The 21,225-nt window shown below is 30.9% G+C and carries 23 protein-coding genes; 13 read left to right on the forward strand and 10 right to left on the reverse strand.

What is annotated here, in order from left to right:
* The 3 genes from D1869_RS11710 to D1869_RS11720 form a co-directional block, all read right to left on the reverse strand.
* Nucleotides 1-828, reverse strand: a complete 828-nt coding sequence (locus D1869_RS11710) for a TIM barrel protein (protein ID WP_052847020.1) — start codon at nt 826-828, stop codon at nt 1-3.
* A gap of 184 nt (nt 829-1,012) precedes the next feature.
* Entirely contained in the window at nt 1,013-4,015 is a 3,003-nt protein-coding gene (locus D1869_RS11715; RefSeq protein WP_156015231.1) for an FAD-binding and (Fe-S)-binding domain-containing protein, read from the reverse strand.
* Nucleotides 4,006-4,458, reverse strand: a complete 453-nt coding sequence (locus D1869_RS11720) for an HIT family protein (RefSeq protein WP_156015232.1) — start codon at nt 4,456-4,458, stop codon at nt 4,006-4,008. The genes D1869_RS11715 and D1869_RS11720 overlap by 10 nt, the downstream gene beginning before the upstream one ends.
* A gap of 42 nt (nt 4,459-4,500) precedes the next feature.
* On the opposite strand from D1869_RS11720, the gene D1869_RS11725 reads away from it, so the two are divergent.
* Both D1869_RS11725 and D1869_RS11730 read left to right on the forward strand, forming a co-directional pair.
* Nucleotides 4,501-5,100: a hypothetical protein gene (locus tag D1869_RS11725; RefSeq protein ID WP_156015233.1), complete on the forward strand. Its 600-nt coding sequence runs from the start codon at nt 4,501-4,503 to the stop codon at nt 5,098-5,100.
* 8 nt (nt 5,101-5,108) lie between these two features.
* Nucleotides 5,109-5,636, forward strand: a complete 528-nt coding sequence (locus D1869_RS11730) for an NUDIX hydrolase (protein ID WP_156015234.1) — start codon at nt 5,109-5,111, stop codon at nt 5,634-5,636.
* On the opposite strand, the gene D1869_RS11735 is transcribed toward D1869_RS11730, so the two are convergent.
* A complete protein-coding gene (locus D1869_RS11735; protein ID WP_184650990.1) occupies nt 5,590-6,240 on the reverse strand; it encodes a chlorite dismutase family protein in 651 nt (216 codons plus the stop codon). The two genes, D1869_RS11730 and D1869_RS11735, sit on opposite strands and share 47 nt — an antisense overlap.
* Nucleotides 6,241-6,302: 62 nt before the next feature.
* On the opposite strand from D1869_RS11735, the gene D1869_RS11740 reads away from it, so the two are divergent.
* The 10 genes from D1869_RS11740 to D1869_RS11785 all read left to right on the forward strand — a co-directional run bounded on the left by D1869_RS11740 (nt 6,303) and on the right by D1869_RS11785 (nt 13,008).
* Nucleotides 6,303-7,055, forward strand: coding sequence for a BtpA/SgcQ family protein (locus D1869_RS11740; RefSeq protein ID WP_156015235.1), 753 nt, complete (start codon nt 6,303-6,305; stop codon nt 7,053-7,055).
* Nucleotides 7,021-7,530 (forward strand): NTPase, encoded by a 510-nt coding sequence (locus D1869_RS11745; RefSeq protein ID WP_156015236.1) that lies wholly within the window; start codon nt 7,021-7,023, stop codon nt 7,528-7,530. Before D1869_RS11740 ends, D1869_RS11745 begins: the two co-directional genes overlap by 35 nt.
* A 192-nt stretch (nt 7,531-7,722) precedes the next feature.
* A complete protein-coding gene (locus D1869_RS11750; RefSeq protein ID WP_184650984.1) occupies nt 7,723-9,306 on the forward strand; it encodes a hypothetical protein in 1,584 nt (527 codons plus the stop codon).
* A 3-nt stretch (nt 9,307-9,309) separates the two neighbouring features.
* Nucleotides 9,310-10,146 (forward strand): NAD+ synthase, encoded by an 837-nt coding sequence (locus D1869_RS11755; protein ID WP_156015237.1) that lies wholly within the window; start codon nt 9,310-9,312, stop codon nt 10,144-10,146.
* The gene (locus tag D1869_RS11760; protein ID WP_156015238.1) at nt 10,137-10,946 is read left to right on the forward strand and encodes a nitrilase-related carbon-nitrogen hydrolase; all 810 of its coding nucleotides are present in this window, start codon (nt 10,137-10,139) and stop codon (nt 10,944-10,946) included. Before D1869_RS11755 ends, D1869_RS11760 begins: the two co-directional genes overlap by 10 nt.
* A gap of 35 nt (nt 10,947-10,981) precedes the next feature.
* Nucleotides 10,982-11,266, forward strand: a complete 285-nt coding sequence (locus tag D1869_RS11765) for a hypothetical protein (protein WP_052846732.1) — start codon at nt 10,982-10,984, stop codon at nt 11,264-11,266.
* 37 nt (nt 11,267-11,303) lie between these two features.
* Entirely contained in the window at nt 11,304-11,480 is a 177-nt protein-coding gene (locus D1869_RS11770) for a hypothetical protein (RefSeq protein ID WP_156015239.1), read from the forward strand.
* A 3-nt stretch (nt 11,481-11,483) separates the two neighbouring features.
* Entirely contained in the window at nt 11,484-11,762 is a 279-nt protein-coding gene (locus D1869_RS11775; RefSeq protein WP_156015240.1) for an ArsR/SmtB family transcription factor, read from the forward strand.
* 33 nt (nt 11,763-11,795) lie between these two features.
* Entirely contained in the window at nt 11,796-12,512 is a 717-nt protein-coding gene (locus D1869_RS11780) for a hypothetical protein (protein ID WP_156015241.1), read from the forward strand.
* Nucleotides 12,505-13,008: a hypothetical protein gene (locus D1869_RS11785; protein ID WP_010980241.1), complete on the forward strand. Its 504-nt coding sequence runs from the start codon at nt 12,505-12,507 to the stop codon at nt 13,006-13,008. The genes D1869_RS11780 and D1869_RS11785 overlap by 8 nt, the downstream gene beginning before the upstream one ends.
* Here the strand turns inward: D1869_RS11785 and D1869_RS11790 are convergent.
* The 5 genes from D1869_RS11790 to D1869_RS11810 form a co-directional block, all read right to left on the reverse strand.
* A complete protein-coding gene (locus tag D1869_RS11790; protein WP_156015242.1) occupies nt 13,001-13,282 on the reverse strand; it encodes a 4a-hydroxytetrahydrobiopterin dehydratase in 282 nt (93 codons plus the stop codon). The two genes, D1869_RS11785 and D1869_RS11790, sit on opposite strands and share 8 nt — an antisense overlap.
* 82 nt (nt 13,283-13,364) lie before the next feature.
* On the reverse strand, nt 13,365-14,177 hold the full coding sequence (locus D1869_RS11795; RefSeq protein WP_156015243.1) for a mechanosensitive ion channel family protein: 813 nt from the start codon (nt 14,175-14,177) through the stop codon (nt 13,365-13,367).
* A 34-nt stretch (nt 14,178-14,211) separates the two neighbouring features.
* Nucleotides 14,212-14,541, reverse strand: coding sequence for a DUF6788 family protein (locus tag D1869_RS11800; protein ID WP_156015244.1), 330 nt, complete (start codon nt 14,539-14,541; stop codon nt 14,212-14,214).
* A 30-nt stretch (nt 14,542-14,571) separates the two neighbouring features.
* Nucleotides 14,572-15,732 (reverse strand): Cdc6/Cdc18 family protein, encoded by a 1,161-nt coding sequence (locus D1869_RS11805; protein ID WP_184650985.1) that lies wholly within the window; start codon nt 15,730-15,732, stop codon nt 14,572-14,574.
* Between the two features lie 433 nt (nt 15,733-16,165).
* On the reverse strand, nt 16,166-17,395 hold the full coding sequence (locus D1869_RS11810; protein ID WP_156015246.1) for an NADP-dependent isocitrate dehydrogenase: 1,230 nt from the start codon (nt 17,393-17,395) through the stop codon (nt 16,166-16,168).
* A gap of 207 nt (nt 17,396-17,602) precedes the next feature.
* Here D1869_RS11810 and D1869_RS11815 point away from each other — a divergent pair, with 207 nt between their 5' ends.
* Nucleotides 17,603-20,851 carry a S8 family serine peptidase gene (locus tag D1869_RS11815; protein ID WP_156015247.1) on the forward strand — a complete coding sequence of 1,083 codons (3,249 nt, stop codon included), beginning with the start codon at nt 17,603-17,605 and terminating at the stop codon, nt 20,849-20,851.
* Nucleotides 20,852-20,858: 7 nt separating this feature from the next.
* Here the strand turns inward: D1869_RS11815 and D1869_RS11820 are convergent, their stop codons facing one another.
* Complete coding sequence (locus D1869_RS11820; RefSeq protein ID WP_010980248.1) at nt 20,859-21,203, reverse strand: hypothetical protein; 345 nt, start codon at nt 21,201-21,203, stop codon at nt 20,859-20,861.
* Nucleotides 21,204-21,225: the final 22 nt, after the last annotated feature.

Here is a 21,225-nt window from a genome sequence, read left to right on the forward strand (position 1 = left end):
TCAAAATTTATACCCCAGATCTTCTAATACTTTCTTCATTTTTAAGGCATCTCTTTCTAATTCTGGGCTCTCACAAATGAGAGTTATTGATATATCTCTCTTCATAATTTCTTTTGCTAGTGGTTCAAAAGGCGGTGTATTATTATCTATTGGTAAGTGCTCATCTATATATTTGCCGTTTCGAAATACTAAAGATTCAAAGTGAGAATTTATATGGGATAAATTTAGCTCTCTTACAAGTCTATCAATTATTTCCCCGTAATCTATTTGGCCACCTTGTCTTGCAAACGTATGAGCCCAATCAATATATGGTATAACACCTTTGATCTCCTTAGAAATTGAAATTACCTCATCTAACGTACCAAAGGCAGTTTCTTTAGCCATAGTTTCTACACCGAATTTAACATTTTTAATTCCCATTGACCTAGCAGTATCGACGACCTCACCCAACTCAGCTTTTACTATTTGATAACATTCATCTGGGCTCTTTTTACCATAAAAAGCAATATGAATAGCAATCGCATCAGCATTCATTCTTTCTGCTCTATCTGCAGTATCAAGAATCCTTTTTTTCGAGGCTTCAACTTTTTCTTTATCTTCAGAACATAAATTTATAAAATAAGGAGCATGCACAGAAAGCCTCACACCTAGTTCCAATGCTACTTTACCAGCTTCTTCAGCACTCTCTGGACTCATTTTTACTCCTTGAACAAATTCGACTTCCATAGCATTAAGACCTAATTCTTTTACTGTCTTAATACCCTCAATAGTATTCCTCTTTTTAGCTGAATGAGGAACTCCGGCTGGACCTAGATAAATCTTAGGCACAATTGTTAGATTTGTTGTAAAGTTTATTAAAGATTTTACCATATAAAGCAAGGAGCTTAGTATTTATAAAGTAAAAGTTTTGTTGTTTATATTTCTAAAATAAATATAATACTAAGATCATTAAATTTTTTTATAAACAAAATATTACCAAGTTTTAGTAGTTCATGTAACAAAATATTTTAGTTTAAGAAACATTTAACATCTTTATACTTTTTTCCTTTAGTAACTGCTCATTATCTCTTATTAAGAATACTAACGAGGATTTTAATACTGAGGCATCAAACTCTTCTGTACTCTGCCTTTTTACTTGTTCAACTATTCCATCTGCTATAGAATCAAATTGAATCGATGATATAACTGCATTTAGTTCTTTAGTTAAACTACTTAAATATGCAATTAAATCTTCGTATTTCATTCCATTCTTCTTTTTCTCCTCGACTATGGAAGAAACATAATTGTTAATAGAGTTAGATGCATCTTCTAATGCCTCCTTAACTAATGGTTCTATGATTTTCTTATATTCATCAACACCACTTGTTGTAAAAGTGACTGTATCTGCAATTAAATTAACACGTTTAGTTAGAGCATTAACTATAGAGTTCAATACTGTCGCTTGAAGCGAATTTCTCTCAGCTGAAGATAACTCAATCTTACTAACCTTAACCTCAGTAGGTATATTTATCCTTAATTTTTCTGCGATGAATTCTATTAAAGTTTTAGCATTAACTCCACTTTCTCTGAATTTAGCTGCTGCTAAGGGGCAAAGAGTTATTAGCGTTGGGTACTTAGAACCTAAAGCCCTTGCCATCATATCTGCTCTTTTACCAATGTTTTTCTCTAAAACTGCTCCGGAACAGCCTTCAACTTTTCTAACTCTAAACCCCATATCGCTAAGCCTTCTTATAACATCATTAGCGTATGAAGACGAGAAACATGCGACATGTAAGTATATTTCTTCACCTTTTCCGTCTATCTGAATAGACTTTAATACTCTGATGTCAATTGGTGATACCTCGTAAGTAACTTTTAATCCTAACATATTTGCATAATCCCTATAAACTTCTGACAGCACTTTGTAATCTTCTGGAGCTATTGTTATGACCTCTAATGAGTTACTTAATATTTCTTCATTACTTTTTATTTTCTGCTGAAGTTTTTCACCACCACTTATATAGCTCATAAATCCACTATCGTATTCTGTACCAACTAATTTTACTTTTAAACCAAGAGCTTTCAGTATTTTTAAAGCAGCGATTGCTACTGTAGGATTATCTACTAAATATTTCCCTACCCATATTGCAATATCACTATTGTTATCTACGATACTAGCTACTTCTGGATCTTGCGTTAATGGAATTTTAACTGGTGGTTCTTCTGGTACTTTTTTAGCTACGATACTATTTAATTTGACTAATAATGAAGAGATTGGGATCTTAGCTGGGCATACACCATCACATAGACCACATTTATGACATCCAGAAATTTCAGCTATAGCTGAATCTGGAATATCGACACTACCATAAAGATGATGATATGAGATTGCACCTTTTACGAAATCAAACATTCCTTTAGGAGCATAAGGAACTTGAGGAATTAGTCTAAATTGTGGGCATACCGTTACACACATAGCACAGTCAATACATTCTAAAGAGTAATCAGTGAAAATATCTAAAAACCTCTTTACAGCAGAATACCCACTCACTTCCCCTCCTGGAACTACAGCCTTTACAAAACCAATTCCAAACCTAAATTGTAACGCTTCTTGTTGTCTTCTTACTATTTCAAAAACTACTTTACCTCTTTTCTTAGGATCAAATACTTTTCCTGGGTTAAATAATTCTTCAGGATCCATCTCTTCTTTGTATTTCTTAATAACTTCATATCTATCAATACCTAATTGTTGGAACGTCTTACCCATAGCTGAAAGTCTATTTCTAGAATATTTATGTCCAAACATTCCTATTGATAATAAAGAACCTCCGACTTTTACGAAAGAATCCATCATCAACGTATTCTTTGCTAAATCATAAATTAACTTCTTATCATTAGGTTTAAGAGAAACTTCAGTGAATGCGTTAACTAGTAATACCTCTCTCTTTTCTAAATCTATATCCAGATCAAACCCAGAATTAGGAGACAATTCTCCTAACCTACCTAAAGTACCTTCTAATTCTTTAACCAAATCGTTTATTTTAGTATAATGAATAAGACCGTGCTGATGAATTAGTAATCCTTTAGTTCTTAACGCAGCAACTACACCGTGGTTAAAAGACCACCAACCAGTCCATTCCCCCTCATACACTTCTGCACTAAAAGCTTGAGCTATCCTATATAATTTAGGTTCTACAAGGGAAGAACGTAAGGATGGATATAATATAATCATATTCCATTTTCCTGGCGAAAGTTTTGCATTAAATTTCTGAGCTATATAAGATGAGATTGTTGGACCTCTTACTTGCACATGCCATGCTGGAATAACTTCTCTGTAAAACTCACCAATTGCTTTTATAGCATCATCAAATGAATTAAAGGAAAGCACTAAAGCCTCGGTAGGAGAGTACTTTCTTAATCTAATTCCAGCTTTTACAATAATTCCAGTAGTTCCTTCAGCACCAGCAACAAGAGCTAAATTACCCCCTTCTAGATGGACTAATTCCCCCTTAGGGTTAATCATATCGACAAAGCTTATGTTATCTGAAATAAAACCGTACTCATAAGAACCAATACCTAACGCATCACCAGCAATTCCTCCTCCTACTGTAGAATCGTATGACGATGGGAAAGTCCTCAGCTGTAAACCTTTATTTTGAGCCGCTAAATCAACAAGCTTCCATGTGGCACCAGGCTCAGTTATAGCAACCATATTTGATTCATCAATTTCAACCTTATCCATTTTAGAGAAATCAAGTAATATTCCGCCTTCCGTAGTTAGTGCATTACCATATCTATTAGTGCCCCTGCCATAAGGAGTAATAGGAACTTTATATTTCAAAGCTATCTTAACAGCATCTATTACATCCTCGACTGAAGTTGGATAAATCACATAATCTGGGATAATATTTATCTTTATACCAGCCCAGACCAATTGTGGTACAAAGCCCATATCTGCTGAATGAGAAAGTCTTTCAACTAAACTATCAGAAAAGTTATTTCCAAATCTAGCTTCTAATTCTTCTCTTAACCCCACTTATAATCACCAATTTTTCTTTTTAAATTTTCAATAGACTCCCTAATAATTTTTTGTAATAATTCATAATATTCTTTTTCTTGCTCCTTTCTTGGCTTAAAACTTTTAAAAATATCTGGATAATCTCCTTCCCAAGTTGGGATTATATGGACATGAAGGTGAAAAATAACTTGACCCGCACTTTTACCTATATTAGTTAATAATCTTAACCCATCAGCCTTGACAGCATCCTTTATACCAAGTGAGACAAGTTTTACAACCTTAGCTAGTTCCGCTAACGTATCCTCATCTGCCTCTAAATAGTTCTCAAAATGCTTTTTAGGAATCACAAGAGTATGTCCCAAGGATACTGGATATTTATCTAATATTGCTGCAAATTTGTCATCTTCATAAACAAAGTAACCTTCCAATTCTCTATTTATAATGCTACAAAACGTACACATATTGAATAATTATATAACATTCTGTTTATGAATTTTTAGTTAATGGATATACCGTTACAAATACTAATACTTATATTTTTGATAAGCTTTATTACTAATATATTACCCTTTGCTGGAGCCCCTTATACTTTAATAGCCACCAATTTCCTTCTAGCTTATGGCGAGAATATTGAAAATATTCTAATTGTTATATTTTTATCCGGCACTGGAGCAGCTCTGGCTAAAACTATTACCTATGTCCTTGGTATAGCATTGAAAAAACCATTAAGAAAAAACAAAAATATACCTTTAATTAATAAATTCATTAAAAGTAAATATTTTCCATTAGCACTCTTTATTACAGCTATTTTACCGGGTTTGCCACTCGATGATTATCTTTATATAGGAGGTGGGATAGTGAAAGAATCGCTTAAAAAAATGTTAATAATAACAATTCCATCTAAAATTCTAAAAAGTTCAATAGAAATTCCCCTAGAATTATTTGGAATATTAAAAATAAGTGATTTATTTAATTTAAATCCTTTGTTTTTATCTATTTTACTTACAATAATTTTCTTTATAATAGGATTCTTACTCATAAAAATAGACTGGAACTCTTTATATGAGAAAATTAGTGAAAAATATTTAAATAAAAGAATATAGTAGTATCCATGAGAATTTTCTCCTCCCAAAAGTTTGATGTCATTATAGATAAATTCCAATTACCCAATGGAAAAGAAATAGAAAAAGCATATGTTAAACATAGGGGATCAGTAGTCATAGTACCATTTATTGATAAAGAAAAAATTATAATGATTAAGCAATACAGACCAATTATAGGAAAATGGTTAATAGAATTACCAGCGGGAACAGTTGAGGAAAAAGAAAATGAAGAAGAAACAGCAAGGAGAGAATTAGAAGAAGAAATTGGTTACAAACCCAATTTTATGACTAAGATATTTTCCTTCTATGTATCACCTGGAGTAACTACAGAAATTATGCATGTTTATATAGCTAGAGATTTAGTAAAAACTTCTCAGAAACTAGAAGAATATGAAGTTATCGAACCCTTCGAAATAAAATTTGATGATGCAGTAAAAATGGTATTGGATGGAAAAATCGAGGATGGAAAAACAATGTTATCATTACTTCTTATTTCACAAAAATATCAAGATCTCCTAACTCACCAACTAATATAGGTTCCTCTAATGTAATCCACTTCCTAGCTTTTGCCTCTCTCAATTTTTCAACGACATTTGTCCACTTATAAAGATCAGGGATTTCATAAATTACTACAAATTCATAATCTCCTATACCGAAGGAATAAGTAGTATATGATCTAATGCCTTCATTATCTGGATGATTTTTTGCAATATTAATGTGTTCAGCCATAATATCACGTCTTTCCTCAAAAGGCAATAAATACCATTCCGGAGATTTCTTCATGGGATAAGCTACAAAATATTTTAAAGGTGGAATCTTTAGGAATGAGGATAAATCCTTATTTCCACCCATAGTATAAGGAGAAGGTTTAAAAACAGAGAAGAAAGATACTTTTTCTTCTAAGTATGAGTTTGAAACTGAAAGAAGCGAATATCTAAAATCGTTTAGTGGAGTAGTATTATAGTCACATGTCCAATAAATTATATCTCCATCATATCTAAGAGAAATAAATCTCTTCAGTGAAACTAATTTATTTGAGAACTCTTTTTCCACTTCATTCAATCTAGATAGTATTTGTTTTCTTTCTTCTCTGCCAGATTTCCACCATTCTTTAGAAAACTTAAACATGCTAACGGTCATATAAACATAGTTTGACAACTTGTTCACAAAGGTATATATTTTCACCAAAATAAATAAACCTAATGAAGCTAATAGGAGTTGTTCATTTACCACCATTACCTGGATCGTTTTTCTACAAAGGCGAATTTGAGGAAATAGTAGACTTTGCAATAAATGAGTCAAAGAAACTTGAAGTAGGGGGATTTGATGCAGTAATATTAGAAAATTTTAATGATAAACCATTTAGAAAAAAAGTAAGAGTTGAGACAGCAATCGCTATGAGTATAATAGCTAGAGAGGTAAAAAAATCTACCAGTTTACTCGTGGGTATAAATCTTTTACGCAATTCCGCTTATGAAGCAGCAAGTATTGCGAGTTTAACTGGAGATTTTATAAGAGTTAATGCATTATGCGAAACAATATCTTCCCCTGAAGGGATAATTGAACCAGCGTCAGTAGAAGTTCAAGAGGCACTCTACTATACAAAGAGGAAAATCTCTATCTTAGCTGACATAAATGTAAAACATGCTAGCCCTTTACATCAAATGAACTTAGAAAGCTTACTATTGGATTGTAAAGAAAGAGGATTTGCTGACTATATAATCGTAACTGGGGAAAGAACAGGCAAAGAACCAAACCCAGAAGTTGTAAAAATGATAAAGAATATCTCTCCACTGCCAGTATGTGTAGGAAGTGGAATAACCCCAAATAATATTAGAGATTACAAAGTGGACTGTTTTATAATTGGGACATATTTAAAGGACACTGATGGTAAAATAAGGGTAGAAAGAGTGAAAGAAATTGCAAACGCGGTTAAGAGTATACATAACAGGTGAGCCCGGAGTAGGAAAAACGACAATTTTTCTTAAAGTAATTGATAAACTCAAATTACAAGGATACTCTATCTCAGGCTTTTATTGTCCAGAAGTGAGAGAAAAAGGACAAAGAATAGGTTTCAAAATAAAAAGCCTAGATAATGAAGTAGAAGATTGGTTAGCTAGTATTTATGCAAGAAGTAGTATTAAAATTGGTAAATATTATATTACTATAAATGAAAATATAATAAATAAAATTAAGGAAAAAATTTCTAAATCTGAAATAATAGGAATTGATGAAATAGGCCCAATGGAGCTTTCGGTACCTAAGCTTAAAGAGATAATAGACTACGTATTGAAGGAAAAACCTATAGTCGTAGCAGTAGTCCATAGGAAGATTTCATTTAAAGATGGAAAAACATTTATAGTTACTTATGAAAATAGAAGTAGACTAGACAATGAAATATTTAACTATATAATATCCTTGATACAATAACTATGAAGTATTAAATGCTAGAAATATGTTAATAAAAAATACTTAGAAAATTTCAACAAATTATCAATCTATTTAGAAGCAACTAGCATCATAAAGCTCAGGTAAATTCTTCGTTGTGACTAGCTTAAGGAGATGTTAATAAAATAAAATTCTCTTGATTAATTATATATAGCATACTCCAACTATTATTTTGTGGATATTCAATTAAGGCATAAGATACTATACATTATTTTAGCGTCTATAATGTTATATACGCTTTACTTGATTAACTTTAGAAATAATATTCTAACACACCCTATTTCAGCTGCAATAACCTCGTTCTCTTTCTTTTCAGTAATTACTATAATAATAATTTCTCTTTATCCAGAATTATTAGACCCTAATAGGAACTTATCTAAAATTGATGATTATGTAGTTTTCATAGCTACGTCAACATTTCTTATAGTTAGTATATCATTAATCTCAAGCTATGGTACTGATGATATGGAATATATTTTTCAAGCTTTAAACTATTTATTCAGTGGGAAGAATCCTTATTTAGCAAATTATTACCCCTACTCAGTCGGCCCTACTTATTTAATTAATGGTAAGATTGCCTCCACTTTTGTATATCCTCCATTTTCTTTTCTAGTTTATATTCCATTTTATCTTTTAATCAGATTAACTAGTGCACCAGGCTATTATATAAATATAGTAAATGTGATATTTGATATCATACTTATAATACTAATCTATCTTGAGGGAAGAAAAAAACAAGATCCACTAGCCGTTCTATCTGTTATATTTTTATATCTACTCACAGCAATAGCAATACCACCTTTTTATGGTGTGAACAGTGTAATTCCAGCAACATTCTTACTTATTTCATATCTGAGAGATGATAAGTGGGGGGGAGTTAGCTTAGGTATTGCCTCATCTTTTATTCAACTTAGTTGGTTAGCATTACCGTTCATTTTAATATATAAACTTAAAAATAGTAAAATAAGCAAAATTAAGAATTACTTATTATATTTTATACTAACGATTATAATCATAAATCTTCCATTTGTTATATTAAACTATAAAGCGTTTTTATATAACATATTTACAACTGATATTAATACTATTCCCGTGGGTGCATTAGGATTAACTGTAATTAATTATGCAGGAGTATACCAATTAGAACCATGGTTTTTTACATTCTCTGAAAGTGTAGTATCTATTTTTCTTATATATATATATTACAGATTTTTCGAAATATTGAAACAAAGTATCTGGATATACCCTATGATTATTAGTTGGTTCATGTGGAGAACCCTTACCGAATATTTCTTTTTATGGATTCCATTATTATTTGTAACAATCTATAAGATGGATTATAAATTACCTAGTATTAAGATAAATATAAGAAAAGATATAGGAGTTCCTTTATTTATTCTTTTAACGCTCTTATTATCCGTTGGAGTATATGCACATGAAACCTACATATCAACAAACCCTCTTAAAATATTAAACGTTCAACCATTAGGCAAACAACCATATTCTGCTATTCTAGTTGAAGTTAAAAATTTAGGTAATAAACCATTAAATATCACCCTCGTAAGAGTATCCTTGCCTAACAATCTTAATATGGTATGGAATTTCACATATACTTTAATTCCACCAAATTCTTCATCAATACTTTTTGCCTATGCACCATACTATAATGAGACAATAAATTCAACAGTATTTACAGTAGAAGTTTACTCATATTATTACTTTGCAACATATAAGGTAAATGTAAGTAATATTTCTTAGATGATGCCAGAATATGTAAGAAAAAAACTTACCTTAGACTTTGGCCAAGTTACTGATTACATAGTTAGAAGAATAAGAGAATACATAGAAGAGAGTAAAAAAGAAGGAGGGATAATAGGCTTAAGTGGTGGAATTGATTCTTCAGTAACAACAATACTCTTATCAAGAGCTACCAATAACTTCTACATCCTATTAATGCCTACTTCGTCTACACCTCAAAAAGACATTGAAGATGCCATGAAAATAATTAAAATAGTGAATGGTGAAAATAAATATAGTTATATAAACATTGATGAGATTATTAATGAGTTCTCCTCTATTGTCAATACATCCGATAAAATAGTAATAGGAAATATAAAAGCTAGGGTTAGAATGACACTATTATATGCGTTTGCTCAAAAAATGAACTATCTAGTAATAGGAACGGGAGATAAAAGTGAAATAATGCTTGGTTATTTTACTAAATATGGTGATGGAGGAGTAGATGTATTACCAATTGGAGACTTATATAAAACACAAGTTAGAATGCTAGGTAATTATTTAGGAGTACCAGAAGAAATAGTTAAAAAACCACCTTCTCCAGCATTATGGGAGGGACAAACTGCTGAAGGGGAAATTGGTTTAGATTATGAAACTATAGATTCGATACTTTACCTTAAGTTTGAGGAAATGAGAGAACCAGAAGAAATAGCCGAAATGACTAAGACTAGTTATGATAAAGTAATAAAAATTATAAATATGGTGAAAACATCACAACATAAAAGACTCCCACCAGAGATTTTCAGATTAAGCGGAAGGGCAATTAACTCTGACTGGAGGTATCCAAGGCAATGGGGTTAAAAGTAGAATTAGCTCAAATAAGACCAAAACTTGGAGATGTAAAATATAATTTAGAGAAACATCAAGAAATAATATCTTCATCTTCTGCAGATTGTATAATTTTCCCAGAGCTTTCCTTAACTGGATATATATTAAGGGATTTAGTGTACGAAGTGTATAATGAAAGTGAGAAAGCAATAGAAAAATTATCAGAAGAAAATAAATGTATAGTAGCTGGACTAGTTAAAGAAATAAGGCCTGGCATACTTAGAAATACGGCTGCTATAATAATTAATCATCAAATTAATTATATATATAAATTCTATTTACCTACATATGGTTTATTTGAAGAAAGAAGATATTTTCAACCTGGAGATCCAAAAAGAGATCTAAAAATATTTGAGTACAAAGGAGTAAAATTTGGAGTAATTATCTGTGAAGATGCATGGCATTATGAACCAATAGAGGCACTCGCTTTACTAGGTGCTGATAGCATATTTATTCCAGCAGCATCACCAATGAGAAGACTAAGTACTAGGCTAGGTATACAAGATAATTGGGAAGCCTTACTAAAGGCTCATTCTATAATTAATGGTATTTGGACAATTTTCGTAAATAATGTAGGAAGTCAGGAGGAGGAATTCTTTTGGGGAGGATCTATGGTTGTATCTCCTAATGGAGAGGTAATAAATAGGGCCAAATTATTTGAAGAAGATATAATAATTACTGAAATAAATCTCGATGAAGTTAGGAAAAATAGATTTTTCAGTAGTTTCAGAGAGCATAATAGAGATTTTCACGATGTATTAAGGAGCCTCTAAATTTATTTCCTCTTTTATAAAACTATATTTTAGTTATGATATCTCAGAAAGTGAACATCATTGAGATGTTACTCCTCATACTACTTATATTACTTTTGCTCGCCTCACTATTCAATCCATTACTACTATTCCCAGCAATAGGATTATCTATGCTTCAGGTAGGATATAATAAAGGATTTTTACCTATACCACTATCATTAATACTATTGTTAATACTAGGATTAAGAGGAGACTATTACTCTATAGCTATAATGACTATTCTCGCCTTTCTCCTATTCATGATAATAAGTGATAAGATTAAATATTACCCATTTAGATAAGGATAAACTATTATATTTGAAATCAAAAAGTTCACCTATGAATAGAGTACTACTTCTATTAGTTATGATAAATATAATTTTCACGCTTACTATTTCAAATATCTTCTTATTTAATCTCACTTTTCCTGCAATAAAAATAATTTTAATGCAAAGGAAAGAGAGAAATATAAAAGAAAAAGCCCTTAGATTTAATGAATATAAACCCAATGTATAACTCATGAGTATAATAAAAATTGAAGAACTTTTTGAGTTGCCTGGTTGGGATACAAGGAGAAGAATATTAGAGATACTAGAGAGTGGACAGAAAAACGCATACGAAATAGCTAAATTACTAAACCTAAATTATTCAACAGTCAGGTATCATTTAGATCTTTTGCAGAAATTTGGACTAGTAAATGTAAAGAAAGGTAAAAAATATTATTATGAGTTAACTAAAAATGCCAAAATACTCTTAGATAACTATGAAGAAGAGACAAAGAAGAGGGATAGTACTTAATATTTTTAAATACTCTTTTTCAAACATTAAACTATGAAATGCTCTACTGAAAGTAATAGGGATATAAGAGGATTTAACTTTCTTTTAGATAATTGTGATAAAGAATATTTAGCTAATAAGTTTCAAGAATTCAGAAAACTTGCAAATGAAACGGGCAAAACTTATATAATAAGGCTAGCTGATAGTAACTATTATAGATTTGAAATCATAATGGTGCCTAACTCAGTTACTTTATTATCAATCGCCACAGCTAGAGGAGTAAATAATATTAATCTAAGAGATTTTTCTGCCCTTGAAGAACTAGCAACATTAAGCTGTTGCGCTTACCAAAATGATAAGCTAAAAGAATTAGCATTACAATTTCTAGGAGGACAAAGAGAGTATGAATCCGAAGTAGTTGATTTAGAGGAAAAAACAATCGAAATTGAAATAAGCCCAGATTGTAGTAAGGTAGAGTGGAATGAATTAAAATTACCAGAACAAGTTGAAGGAAAATGGACTACAACTGAACTTGCTTATACAGATAGATTATATTTGAAAGCGTTAGCTGGCCAGGGAAAATTTATAACAATATCTACTGAGAGACCGCAAAATTCAATAAAATTTAATTCATTTGAAAGGTTAAATAGCTTGTGTTGTTTTGTTAATATAATTCTTCAAAAACTAAAGGAATGTAATGGGTTAGTAGAAGCATTAACGCCATTCTTACAACAAGAATCTGGGAAGAGGAAAAGGAGAAAAAATGAGTGAAAATGTAAAACCTATCTATGCTAGAGGATTTTTTAATATGAATTATTTAGGAGAAACTACTCAACTAACAATTTTTTACTATGAAGATAATGAACATTACTATGCCTCTCTAAATAAAGAAGAATTGAAAAAAGAACTTCATAAGCTAAAAAATAACATGCAATACTTCTTAGACCAGGAAATAATAAAGATTAATGGTAAAAGAGTCAAAGCAAAGGTTTTATTTGTAAGACTAGGTTTGCTTAAAATTAATATTCCATATATAGAATTTATAATCAGATTTAAAGGGAACTTACATAAAGGGGAAAATATTTATGAAGATTTATATGAAGAAGAAATTGTCGAATACCCATATGAAGCTATTTGGATCTTACCAGGAAAGATTGTCTCTTATTCTATTTCAGGAAAAGTAAAAACTAAGAACAATATTCTCTTTTTGAAAGTCAAAAAAGGAACCAGAATAAGTGGAAATGAAAAAATAAAATTTGTTATGTGAGAAGTTCATCTATTTTTTTAGCTAACTCTACATCGAGATCAGTAATACCACCAGCATCGTGGGTAGTTAATTGAACTATAACTTTGTTATAGTAGATACATACATCAGGATGATGATTCATGCTATCTGCAATTGGCTGTACTTTATTTAGAAAATTAACTGCTTCTTTAAAATCATGAAATAAAAAAGTTTTTTCTATCACATTTCCCTTTAAACTCCAGCCTTTCATTTTGTTAAGTTCTTCGCTTATCTCTTTTTCTGTTAACTTTTTCATAGTTTAACATAAAGACATAAAAATATAAAAAATATCAGCACTTAAAGGACTCCTCACACTTCAGTCTGGGGAGTTCTCATCCTCATTTTAGTTCTGTTGCCATCCTCTTTATAAGTGAATATATTAATGGGATTAATAAAATTGCAAACGCTATTGCTAATCCCCATGCTAAAGTCTGAAGAATTGAAAGAACTGAACTAAATGGTTGCACAATTATGGCTATTGCAATAACTAAGAAAATAGTGTAAAGTAAAAATCTTCCATAAGTTGTTATATAGGTAGCATTAGGATCACTTTTAGATATACTATCAATGGCTTTATCAATTATTGTAAAGCTAAATAGAAGAACTATAGAACCTATTATGATATCATAGAAAAGATACGGACTTATAAAAGGAACCCAATAGAATATTGCTAGCGTAGCTGCAAGCGTTATTATTATTGCATACAAACCGAATTTTAAAACGTTAAATATAGTTGACATAAATGGGTCATTAACTGCCATTTGCCTGCCCATATAGTCTATGAGAATATTTACTAGTGTGATGCCTAAGGTAAGTAATAATATTGCACCAGCTAAATAAGGTAAATATCTAGCCACTGCACTAACGTAAACACTCGCTGGACCAAGGCTAACTACTGTCAAACCAATTGATAGTGAAATAAGGATTATTAATGCCTTAACAGTACCAGCAACTAAGCCTGCACTAATCTGTATTGTAGAATGTGAAAATAATCTCACTAAAATTCTGTGAATAACAGTGCTTACTATTTCAGCAACCACATACCCAATAAAAACAATTATTAGGAAAAGAATTATAGATGGAATAGCGTCAATTATTTCAGTAGCTAATGATGTTAATGCTTGAGAAATTGTTTCATCTATTATTAACATAGCTATGATTATTTCTCTCTATAGATATATAAATTTAACCATTAATATTTTCATCTATAATTTTATAAATTCTATTCAAAATTCGATCTATTTTCTCTTTTTCTTGTTTTAATAAAGATAATTGATTTCTTAATTCAAAAGCTTGTTTTAATTTACTTTCAATCTCGCTTGCATTTTTACCTATATATTTACTCTTAAGCCTACCCTCTTCCCAATATCGTAAGTAGTAATATTTTCTTCCATTAATCTCTTTAATTTCCAGGTGACCATTAGGAAGAGTCTTTAACATCTCTTCTAATTTTTGAATTTGAGACTCAAGCTGTTGTTGCTTCTCCTCTAGCTCTTTGATTTTCTCCCATATCATCTTAATCACACTTACAGTATAAACTCAATGTTACCATTGTTCTTCAAACCCTAAATTCATAGTATCCTCTAACGCCTTTCTAATCTTGTCCTTATCAGTAATTTCAATGTATTTCCTTATACCACCAGCCCTACCCTTATTAACTATTTTCACTTTTATTATTCCAAACATATCTAATTCAGAAATTATATCGGAAAATCTTCTATAGGAAAGAGGTTTTTGTTTATACTGATTACATAAATCAGAATAAATTTTATGGGCAGTCACAACATCCTCTGCATCCATAGTTGCCATTAATGCTAACTTATAATGGAATGGAAGAGCCTTAATGGCCTCAATTAGTCTTTCTTGTTCATATTCTATGATTGCCCTATCAACATGATCTTTCCTAATAAAACCTTCGCCAGAAGCCAATTGAGCTGCTCTAAATAATAAATTAACTGCTTTTCTTGCATCCCCGTGCTCTTTCGCTGAAATTGCAGCTATATATGAGAGTATATTATCATCATAAGTACCCCTATAAAGCCCGTATTCAGCATAAATTGACAATATGTGTTTAAGTTGCTCAGCATCATATGGTTTAAAAAATACAGTAGGCCCTAAAGAGGATAAGACTCTTGGTTCCATATAATCTCTTATATTTATATCATTACTTACCATTATTACCGATATATCTGCATCAGCCCTTAAAAGTTGATAAAGCACAATATCACCACCACGTCTCTTTATAAGAGTATCTACTTCGTCTAAGTATACTAAGGCTTTTTTTCCATTTAGTTCTTCTTTAATCTTCTCTATATATTCTCCTAGGTTTATGCCATGCTTTGGAACTTCATCAGTAGTTAGCCTCTCAGTTAAAGCGGATAGTACAGCTTGAGGCGTACCACCGACCTCTCTACAATTTACATATGCTTGTTTTACTTTACTATAATCAGAATCCTCTTGTTTAACCTCTTCTATCTCATTTAGCATATATCTGGCTACAAACGTTTTACCAGTTCCAGTAAGACCTAAAAATAATGTAGAAAATTTAACATCAGATTTCACAAAATATCTAACAGCAACAGCAACTTCTTTTAGTATATCTTCTCTGAATGGTATGTCCTTAAATACAGTTAAAGGATCTATGAAAACCCTTGGATCCTTAATAACTTCTCCTTTACCGCCTTTCAAGGTATCCCTAATTGACACAATATTTCAATTGTTTCATACGTTATTTTAGTTATCAATTATTTCTTATGGTGTTACCAAATTCTTTTACACGATAAGAATTACTTGTCGTTTGACTCCCCAGTTTTACAGTAAATTTCATACGTTTCATATATGCTATATTCCCTATTTTTGAATTATATTCAGCCAAAAAATATTTTCAGATAGAAGTGTTTTAATACAATACTTTGAAAATACTAACTTTTATGGTTTATATAATAATATCTTAGAGAGACTGTGAATTTCAACTGTTTTATATTAAAATGAACTACTGACTACTTTATATGGTTTGTATAATAAGCAAAGTATATAATGAAAATAAAAAATAAAAACGTTTGAAAACCTGAGTCTGTATTTTTACATTAGGGTACGTTAGATGGTAGAAACGTATGAAATTTACTGTAAAACTGGGGAGTTAAATCGTATCAATTATTTTTATTAATTCATCTGCATACTCTTTGGTACCTAATGCTTTTACTCCCATAAATCTAGCAATATCCTGTGTAACTTTCTTGTCTCTTATTGCCATATTAATAGCTTTTTCTATTAAGTCAGCAGCTTCATTCCAACCCATCCATCTCAGCATTAATTCTCCAGCTTTTATAATTCCTGTTGGGTTAGCTATATTTTTACCAGCATATTTTGGTGCTGTACCATGAATAGCTTCAAACATTCCCCCCTCGTCACCAATATTAGCTCCTCCTAGCATTCCAATATTACCGATTAATGCACCGGCCGCATCAGAAATATAGTCACCGTTTACGTTTGGTGCTAAAATTATATCATATTCTTCTGGTCTTATTATTATTTGTTGGAACATATTATCAGCAATTCTATCATTTAGAATTATTTTACCTTCAGCTGGTTTACCCTGGCTGATTTCTTCTTCAGTAACTATAAAATCACGATATTCTTTTAGAGCAACTTCATACGCCCATTCTCTAAAAGCTCCTTCCGTATATTTCATTACATTACCTTTATGCATAACAGTTACTTTTTTCCTCTTATGTTCTATTGCGTATTGTATTGCTAACCTAGTAATTCTTTGAGTTTTATATTTGCTCATTACCTTTATCCCTATTCCGGTATCATCCTCTATTTCTACTTTTAGTTCTTTTCTTAGAAAATCTCTAATTTTTTTAGCCTCCTCGCTATTAAACGGATATTCTATTCCTCTATATAGATCATCAGTATTTTCTCTAAAAATTATCATATCTACTTTTTCAGGATGTTTTAGGGGGCTTTCTAGTCCCTCAATATACTTTACTGGTCTTATATTTGCGTATAAGTCAAGCATTAATCTAATAGCTACATTAACAGATTTCCATCCTTTTCCTATTGGAGTTTCTAATGGACCTTTAAGAACTACTCTATATTTAAGTAGCATATCTTGAGTTTCTTTTGGAAATCTATCATTAACTAATTTTTCAGCTTTTTCACCAGCATAAACTTCTAACCATTTTATCTCTCTAGAGCTACCATAAGCTCTTTCTACAGCTTTATTAATCACCTTTATTGCAGCGTTAGTTATCTCTGGACCTATGCCATCTCCTTCTATATATAAAATCACGGGTTTGTTTGGTACTATCCATTTTCCCTTATCGAATCTGATTTTTTCTCCATCCTCGGGTTCTTTGTATAACATTTATGATTTACGTAGTCAAATAGATTATTTATATCTTACTTTAACAACTAGCTCTTAAAATAAAATATTACTCAACTTTAAATTAAATAAAAAACCCCTTATTATACTATAAAACTAATCCTATTTGTATTTTTCAAAAATTTTGATAAATATGCTAAGGTCTTGTGTGGAAAAATTATAAAATGTTAATATCGAGTATTACTACTGATGTGGTCATTATTATTTTTAATTTTAATAATCTCATCCTCACTAGCACTTCCTCTTTATCTTCAACCGCAAGTATCGTCACAAATACCTAGCAATCAGCTAGTTAATGTAGCAATTGTTTTGCCTCCTAAAAATCTAGGATTACTTCAAATTTATGTGCAGCAGCATAAAATTGTAAATCAATCGCAACTCATTTCTCTATTTATTCCTAATGCTACAATAAATAAAATAGTTAGTATACTAAAGTATAATGGAATAAATCCACAAGTCACATTAAATGTTATTTCTTTTCAAGCTAAGGCTGGGGTAATAGAAAAATTGTTTAATGGTGAATTTGTTACAACTACTATCCTAGGCAAAAAGATTTACTATTTTGTAAGTGAAGGTTCTTACTCTTTTCCAGGAATCGTTTTAGCTACTAATTTAACGTCATTATTTTTATCGAAGCCTAATAACTTAATAAATATAACTCAAGCAGTAGCTTACAATATGGTTACTCCTACAGAAATTCAGAAAGCTTATAACATAACTTACTTATTAAATAAAGGAATAAATGGTAGTGGAGTTAATATTGGAATCCTTGATTTCGATGGGGATCCTTATATTTATCAACAACTTCAAGATTTTGATTCTATTTATGGATTACCTAATCCACCTTTATTTAAGATAGTACCTATTGGTCCATACAATCCTAATGACGGTATTGCAAGTGGCTGGGCATTAGAAATTTCTTTAGATGTTGAATATGCTCACGCTGCTGCACCAGATGCTGGAATAATACTTTACGTGGCTAATCCTTCAATTTCAATACCTCAAGCTATAGCATATATTGATCAGCAAGATGAAGTAAATGTGGTTTCCCAAAGCTGGGGTATTCCAGAAATTTATTTCTTATTAGGTCTGTTACCAATGTCTTATTTACAAGCAATGATCTATGAATATTGGCTAGGAGAAGCTGAAGGAATAACTTTTATTGCAGCTTCTGGAGATGCTGGAGGTAATGGATATAATTTCTTCTTAAGTCCTCTAGGATCGACAATAGTACCTTCTTCTATTCCTTATGTTTTATCTGTAGGTGGTTCAACATTGTATATAGCTGGTAACGAAAGTTATCAGACAGCTTGGAGTGGAGAAAGTATATTTGGGTCTACAACTGGTGGTTATAGTGCTATATTTCCTGCTCCTCCATATCAAGGACTTAAAGGATATAGGATTACCCCAGATATAGTTGCTGATGCAAATCCATATTCTGGAGTACCTATAGTTTACTACTATAATACTACATACCTTGTTGGAGGAACTTCTTTAGCTACTCCTATAGTGGCTGGAATTATAGCTTTAGCTAATCAAGTTCATGGAAGGCTTGGTTTTATTAATCCTTTAATTTACGCTTTAAATGGAACTAAAGCTATTGTTCCAATTAATGTAGGATATAATACTCCATATGAAGCTAATGAAAGTCTAAATCCTGTCACTGGATTAGGATATATTAATGCAGGTTACTTCGTTAACCTATTGAAGAAACCTTCGATTTCATTATCATTAGCTGTTCAAAATACTACATATTTACCAAACCAAGAAATTCAAGTTGTAGCTTATCTTAAAGGAATTTCATCATATCCGTCGAGTATAACCGCATATGTGTATAACGGGACATCAATAGTATCTTCCTTTCCTCTTATTTATAACGGTTCTGCTTATGTTGGAAAGATTAGCATAAGCAAATCTGGTGTATATGAAATCTATGCAAGTTATGATAATACTTACGGTTTTACATATATTATTGTAGGTTATCAAGCAGTTTTTATATTTCCGATAGTTGCAATCTATCCTGTACCGACTAGCATACCAGTATTAGTTATGATAACTTATCCTAATGGTACTTTAGTCTCTTCATATAACTCTACTACTTTACTAGTCTATAAGGAGAATCAAATAGATGGTTCATTATCTCAGGTAACTAGTGCCCGTTTAAATAATTTACCAGTAATAAATATTTCTCAGTTAGGCATATCAATTAAATTTAAATCTGGAATATTAGAAGGTTATGTAAACTTAACGAGTAGTAAGTTCGGAGGAGTTTATGTTTTATCTGTTAACAATACCATAGGACTAGATGAAATAGTCCTAGGGATGTACGTTGTACCAGCAGTTATTCCTAATTCCTTTACAGAACCTACTTCTATTTATACCGGAGAAAATATAACGATTGAAGTATTAGTTGAAAGTTTAGGATTGCCTAACATAACTGTATCATTTATTAAAGATGGAAAAGTTTATTACAGCACGCAAATTAATTCCATCCTTTATAATGGCGCTCCATATTATATTGCGCAAATATCTGTACCGAATTTGCCTCCGGGATATTATACTATTGAGGCATACGCTGACTATAGTAATGGGTCTTATATGACTTATGGTACTGGATATACACAAATTTATGTTAGTAGTCAAAAACTGATTTTGAATGCGTCAATAAGCTCTGTAGCTTTTGAAAATAGCAGTGTAATCGTAAAAGCCAAAATATATTATCCTAATGGAACTCCTGTAGAGTTTGGTATATTTAGCGCTATATTTGTTCCTAGTTATCTTATGGGTCAGCTAGACAATTTAGAGATTTCATACTCAGTAAGTTTAAGTTATAAGAATGGTGAATGGATAGGTAATTTCACAATCCCAGAGGGGAGTTATGACAATTCTGGGTTAACTATAGACGAACTAGCCGGAGTATGGAATGTATATCTTGTCGGTATATCATCAAATGGAATTCCATTACCTTTTAATTCAAGTTTGAATTATAATACACTAAATATAGAGCCAACATTTACTGGCTTATCATTCTTAGTTTTGCCATATAATTATGTTCCGCAATTTAATGGGAATTATGCATATCATATTTATACACCCAAAGCAATAATTGAAAATAAGACTGTGATATTAATCGATTCTATAATAGAAAATTTAACTGCAATAAATTCTGTAATATATTCTTATAATACTCAAATATATCATGCCACTTTAATTAATTCTAAACTAGAGAATATAACAAAGATCTCAGCTAATGTACAAAATGTAGAAGTCGTAAACTCTACTAATATTACTAGTCCAATAATTACCTCAACTGAAAGTAATACTACTGTTAGTCTACTGAATTATGGTTACGCATTCATTATAGAATTTATTATAGCTATTGTAATTAATGCCATTGTGATTACATTATTCGTTATTACTGATAGAAATAAAAGATAGTTAACATTTATTTTACATCTGTTATAATTCCCATCCAAGCGTTTTCATCATAAATTAAATATTCTACTTCCAAGTAAACTTTTTTTGTTGAGTGTTTTGTCTTTATTTTTAATGGGTAAATAAAATAGTAAACATCTCCTTCTACTTCTTTTTTAGCTCTTTCAGGAAATTCTACCTCATATCCATAACTTTCAATTATTTCTTGAATCTTAGTGGTTAGTTTTGCAACTATCTCCTTTAATGATTCTCCGTAAATTGGTTCGAAAGTTAAAGCTTTCAACTCTTTCTTTAAAGTAACGATACTTTCTGATGTTCTTTTGCGTACTTTTTGCTTTGGTTTATGCTTTTCCACAAATAAAAGATGTGAAATAATG

This window comes from Sulfurisphaera ohwakuensis, assembly GCF_009729055.1.
GTDB classification, from domain to species: Archaea; Thermoproteota; Thermoprotei_A; order Sulfolobales; family Sulfolobaceae; genus Sulfurisphaera; species Sulfurisphaera ohwakuensis.

Coding starts and splice junctions, on each gene's coding strand:
- D1869_RS11720 (WP_156015232.1), bottom strand. CDS start 4,458: ATGTGTACGTTTTGTAGCATTATAAATAGAGAATTGGAAGGTTACTTT.
- D1869_RS11725 (WP_156015233.1), top strand. CDS start 4,501: ATGGATATACCGTTACAAATACTAATACTTATATTTTTGATAAGCTTT.
- D1869_RS11730 (WP_156015234.1), top strand. CDS start 5,109: ATGAGAATTTTCTCCTCCCAAAAGTTTGATGTCATTATAGATAAATTC.
- D1869_RS11735 (WP_184650990.1), bottom strand. CDS start 6,240: ATGACCGTTAGCATGTTTAAGTTTTCTAAAGAATGGTGGAAATCTGGC.
- D1869_RS11740 (WP_156015235.1), top strand. CDS start 6,303: ATGAAGCTAATAGGAGTTGTTCATTTACCACCATTACCTGGATCGTTT.
- D1869_RS11755 (WP_156015237.1), top strand. CDS start 9,310: ATGCCAGAATATGTAAGAAAAAAACTTACCTTAGACTTTGGCCAAGTT.
- D1869_RS11760 (WP_156015238.1), top strand. CDS start 10,137: ATGGGGTTAAAAGTAGAATTAGCTCAAATAAGACCAAAACTTGGAGAT.
- D1869_RS11765 (WP_052846732.1), top strand. CDS start 10,982: ATGATATCTCAGAAAGTGAACATCATTGAGATGTTACTCCTCATACTA.
- D1869_RS11770 (WP_156015239.1), top strand. CDS start 11,304: ATGAATAGAGTACTACTTCTATTAGTTATGATAAATATAATTTTCACG.
- D1869_RS11775 (WP_156015240.1), top strand. CDS start 11,484: ATGAGTATAATAAAAATTGAAGAACTTTTTGAGTTGCCTGGTTGGGAT.
- D1869_RS11780 (WP_156015241.1), top strand. CDS start 11,796: ATGAAATGCTCTACTGAAAGTAATAGGGATATAAGAGGATTTAACTTT.
- D1869_RS11785 (WP_010980241.1), top strand. CDS start 12,505: ATGAGTGAAAATGTAAAACCTATCTATGCTAGAGGATTTTTTAATATG.
- D1869_RS11790 (WP_156015242.1), bottom strand. CDS start 13,282: ATGAAAAAGTTAACAGAAAAAGAGATAAGCGAAGAACTTAACAAAATG.
- D1869_RS11795 (WP_156015243.1), bottom strand. CDS start 14,177: ATGTTAATAATAGATGAAACAATTTCTCAAGCATTAACATCATTAGCT.
- D1869_RS11800 (WP_156015244.1), bottom strand. CDS start 14,541: ATGATATGGGAGAAAATCAAAGAGCTAGAGGAGAAGCAACAACAGCTT.
- D1869_RS11810 (WP_156015246.1), bottom strand. CDS start 17,395: ATGTTATACAAAGAACCCGAGGATGGAGAAAAAATCAGATTCGATAAG.
- D1869_RS11815 (WP_156015247.1), top strand. CDS start 17,603: ATGTGGTCATTATTATTTTTAATTTTAATAATCTCATCCTCACTAGCA.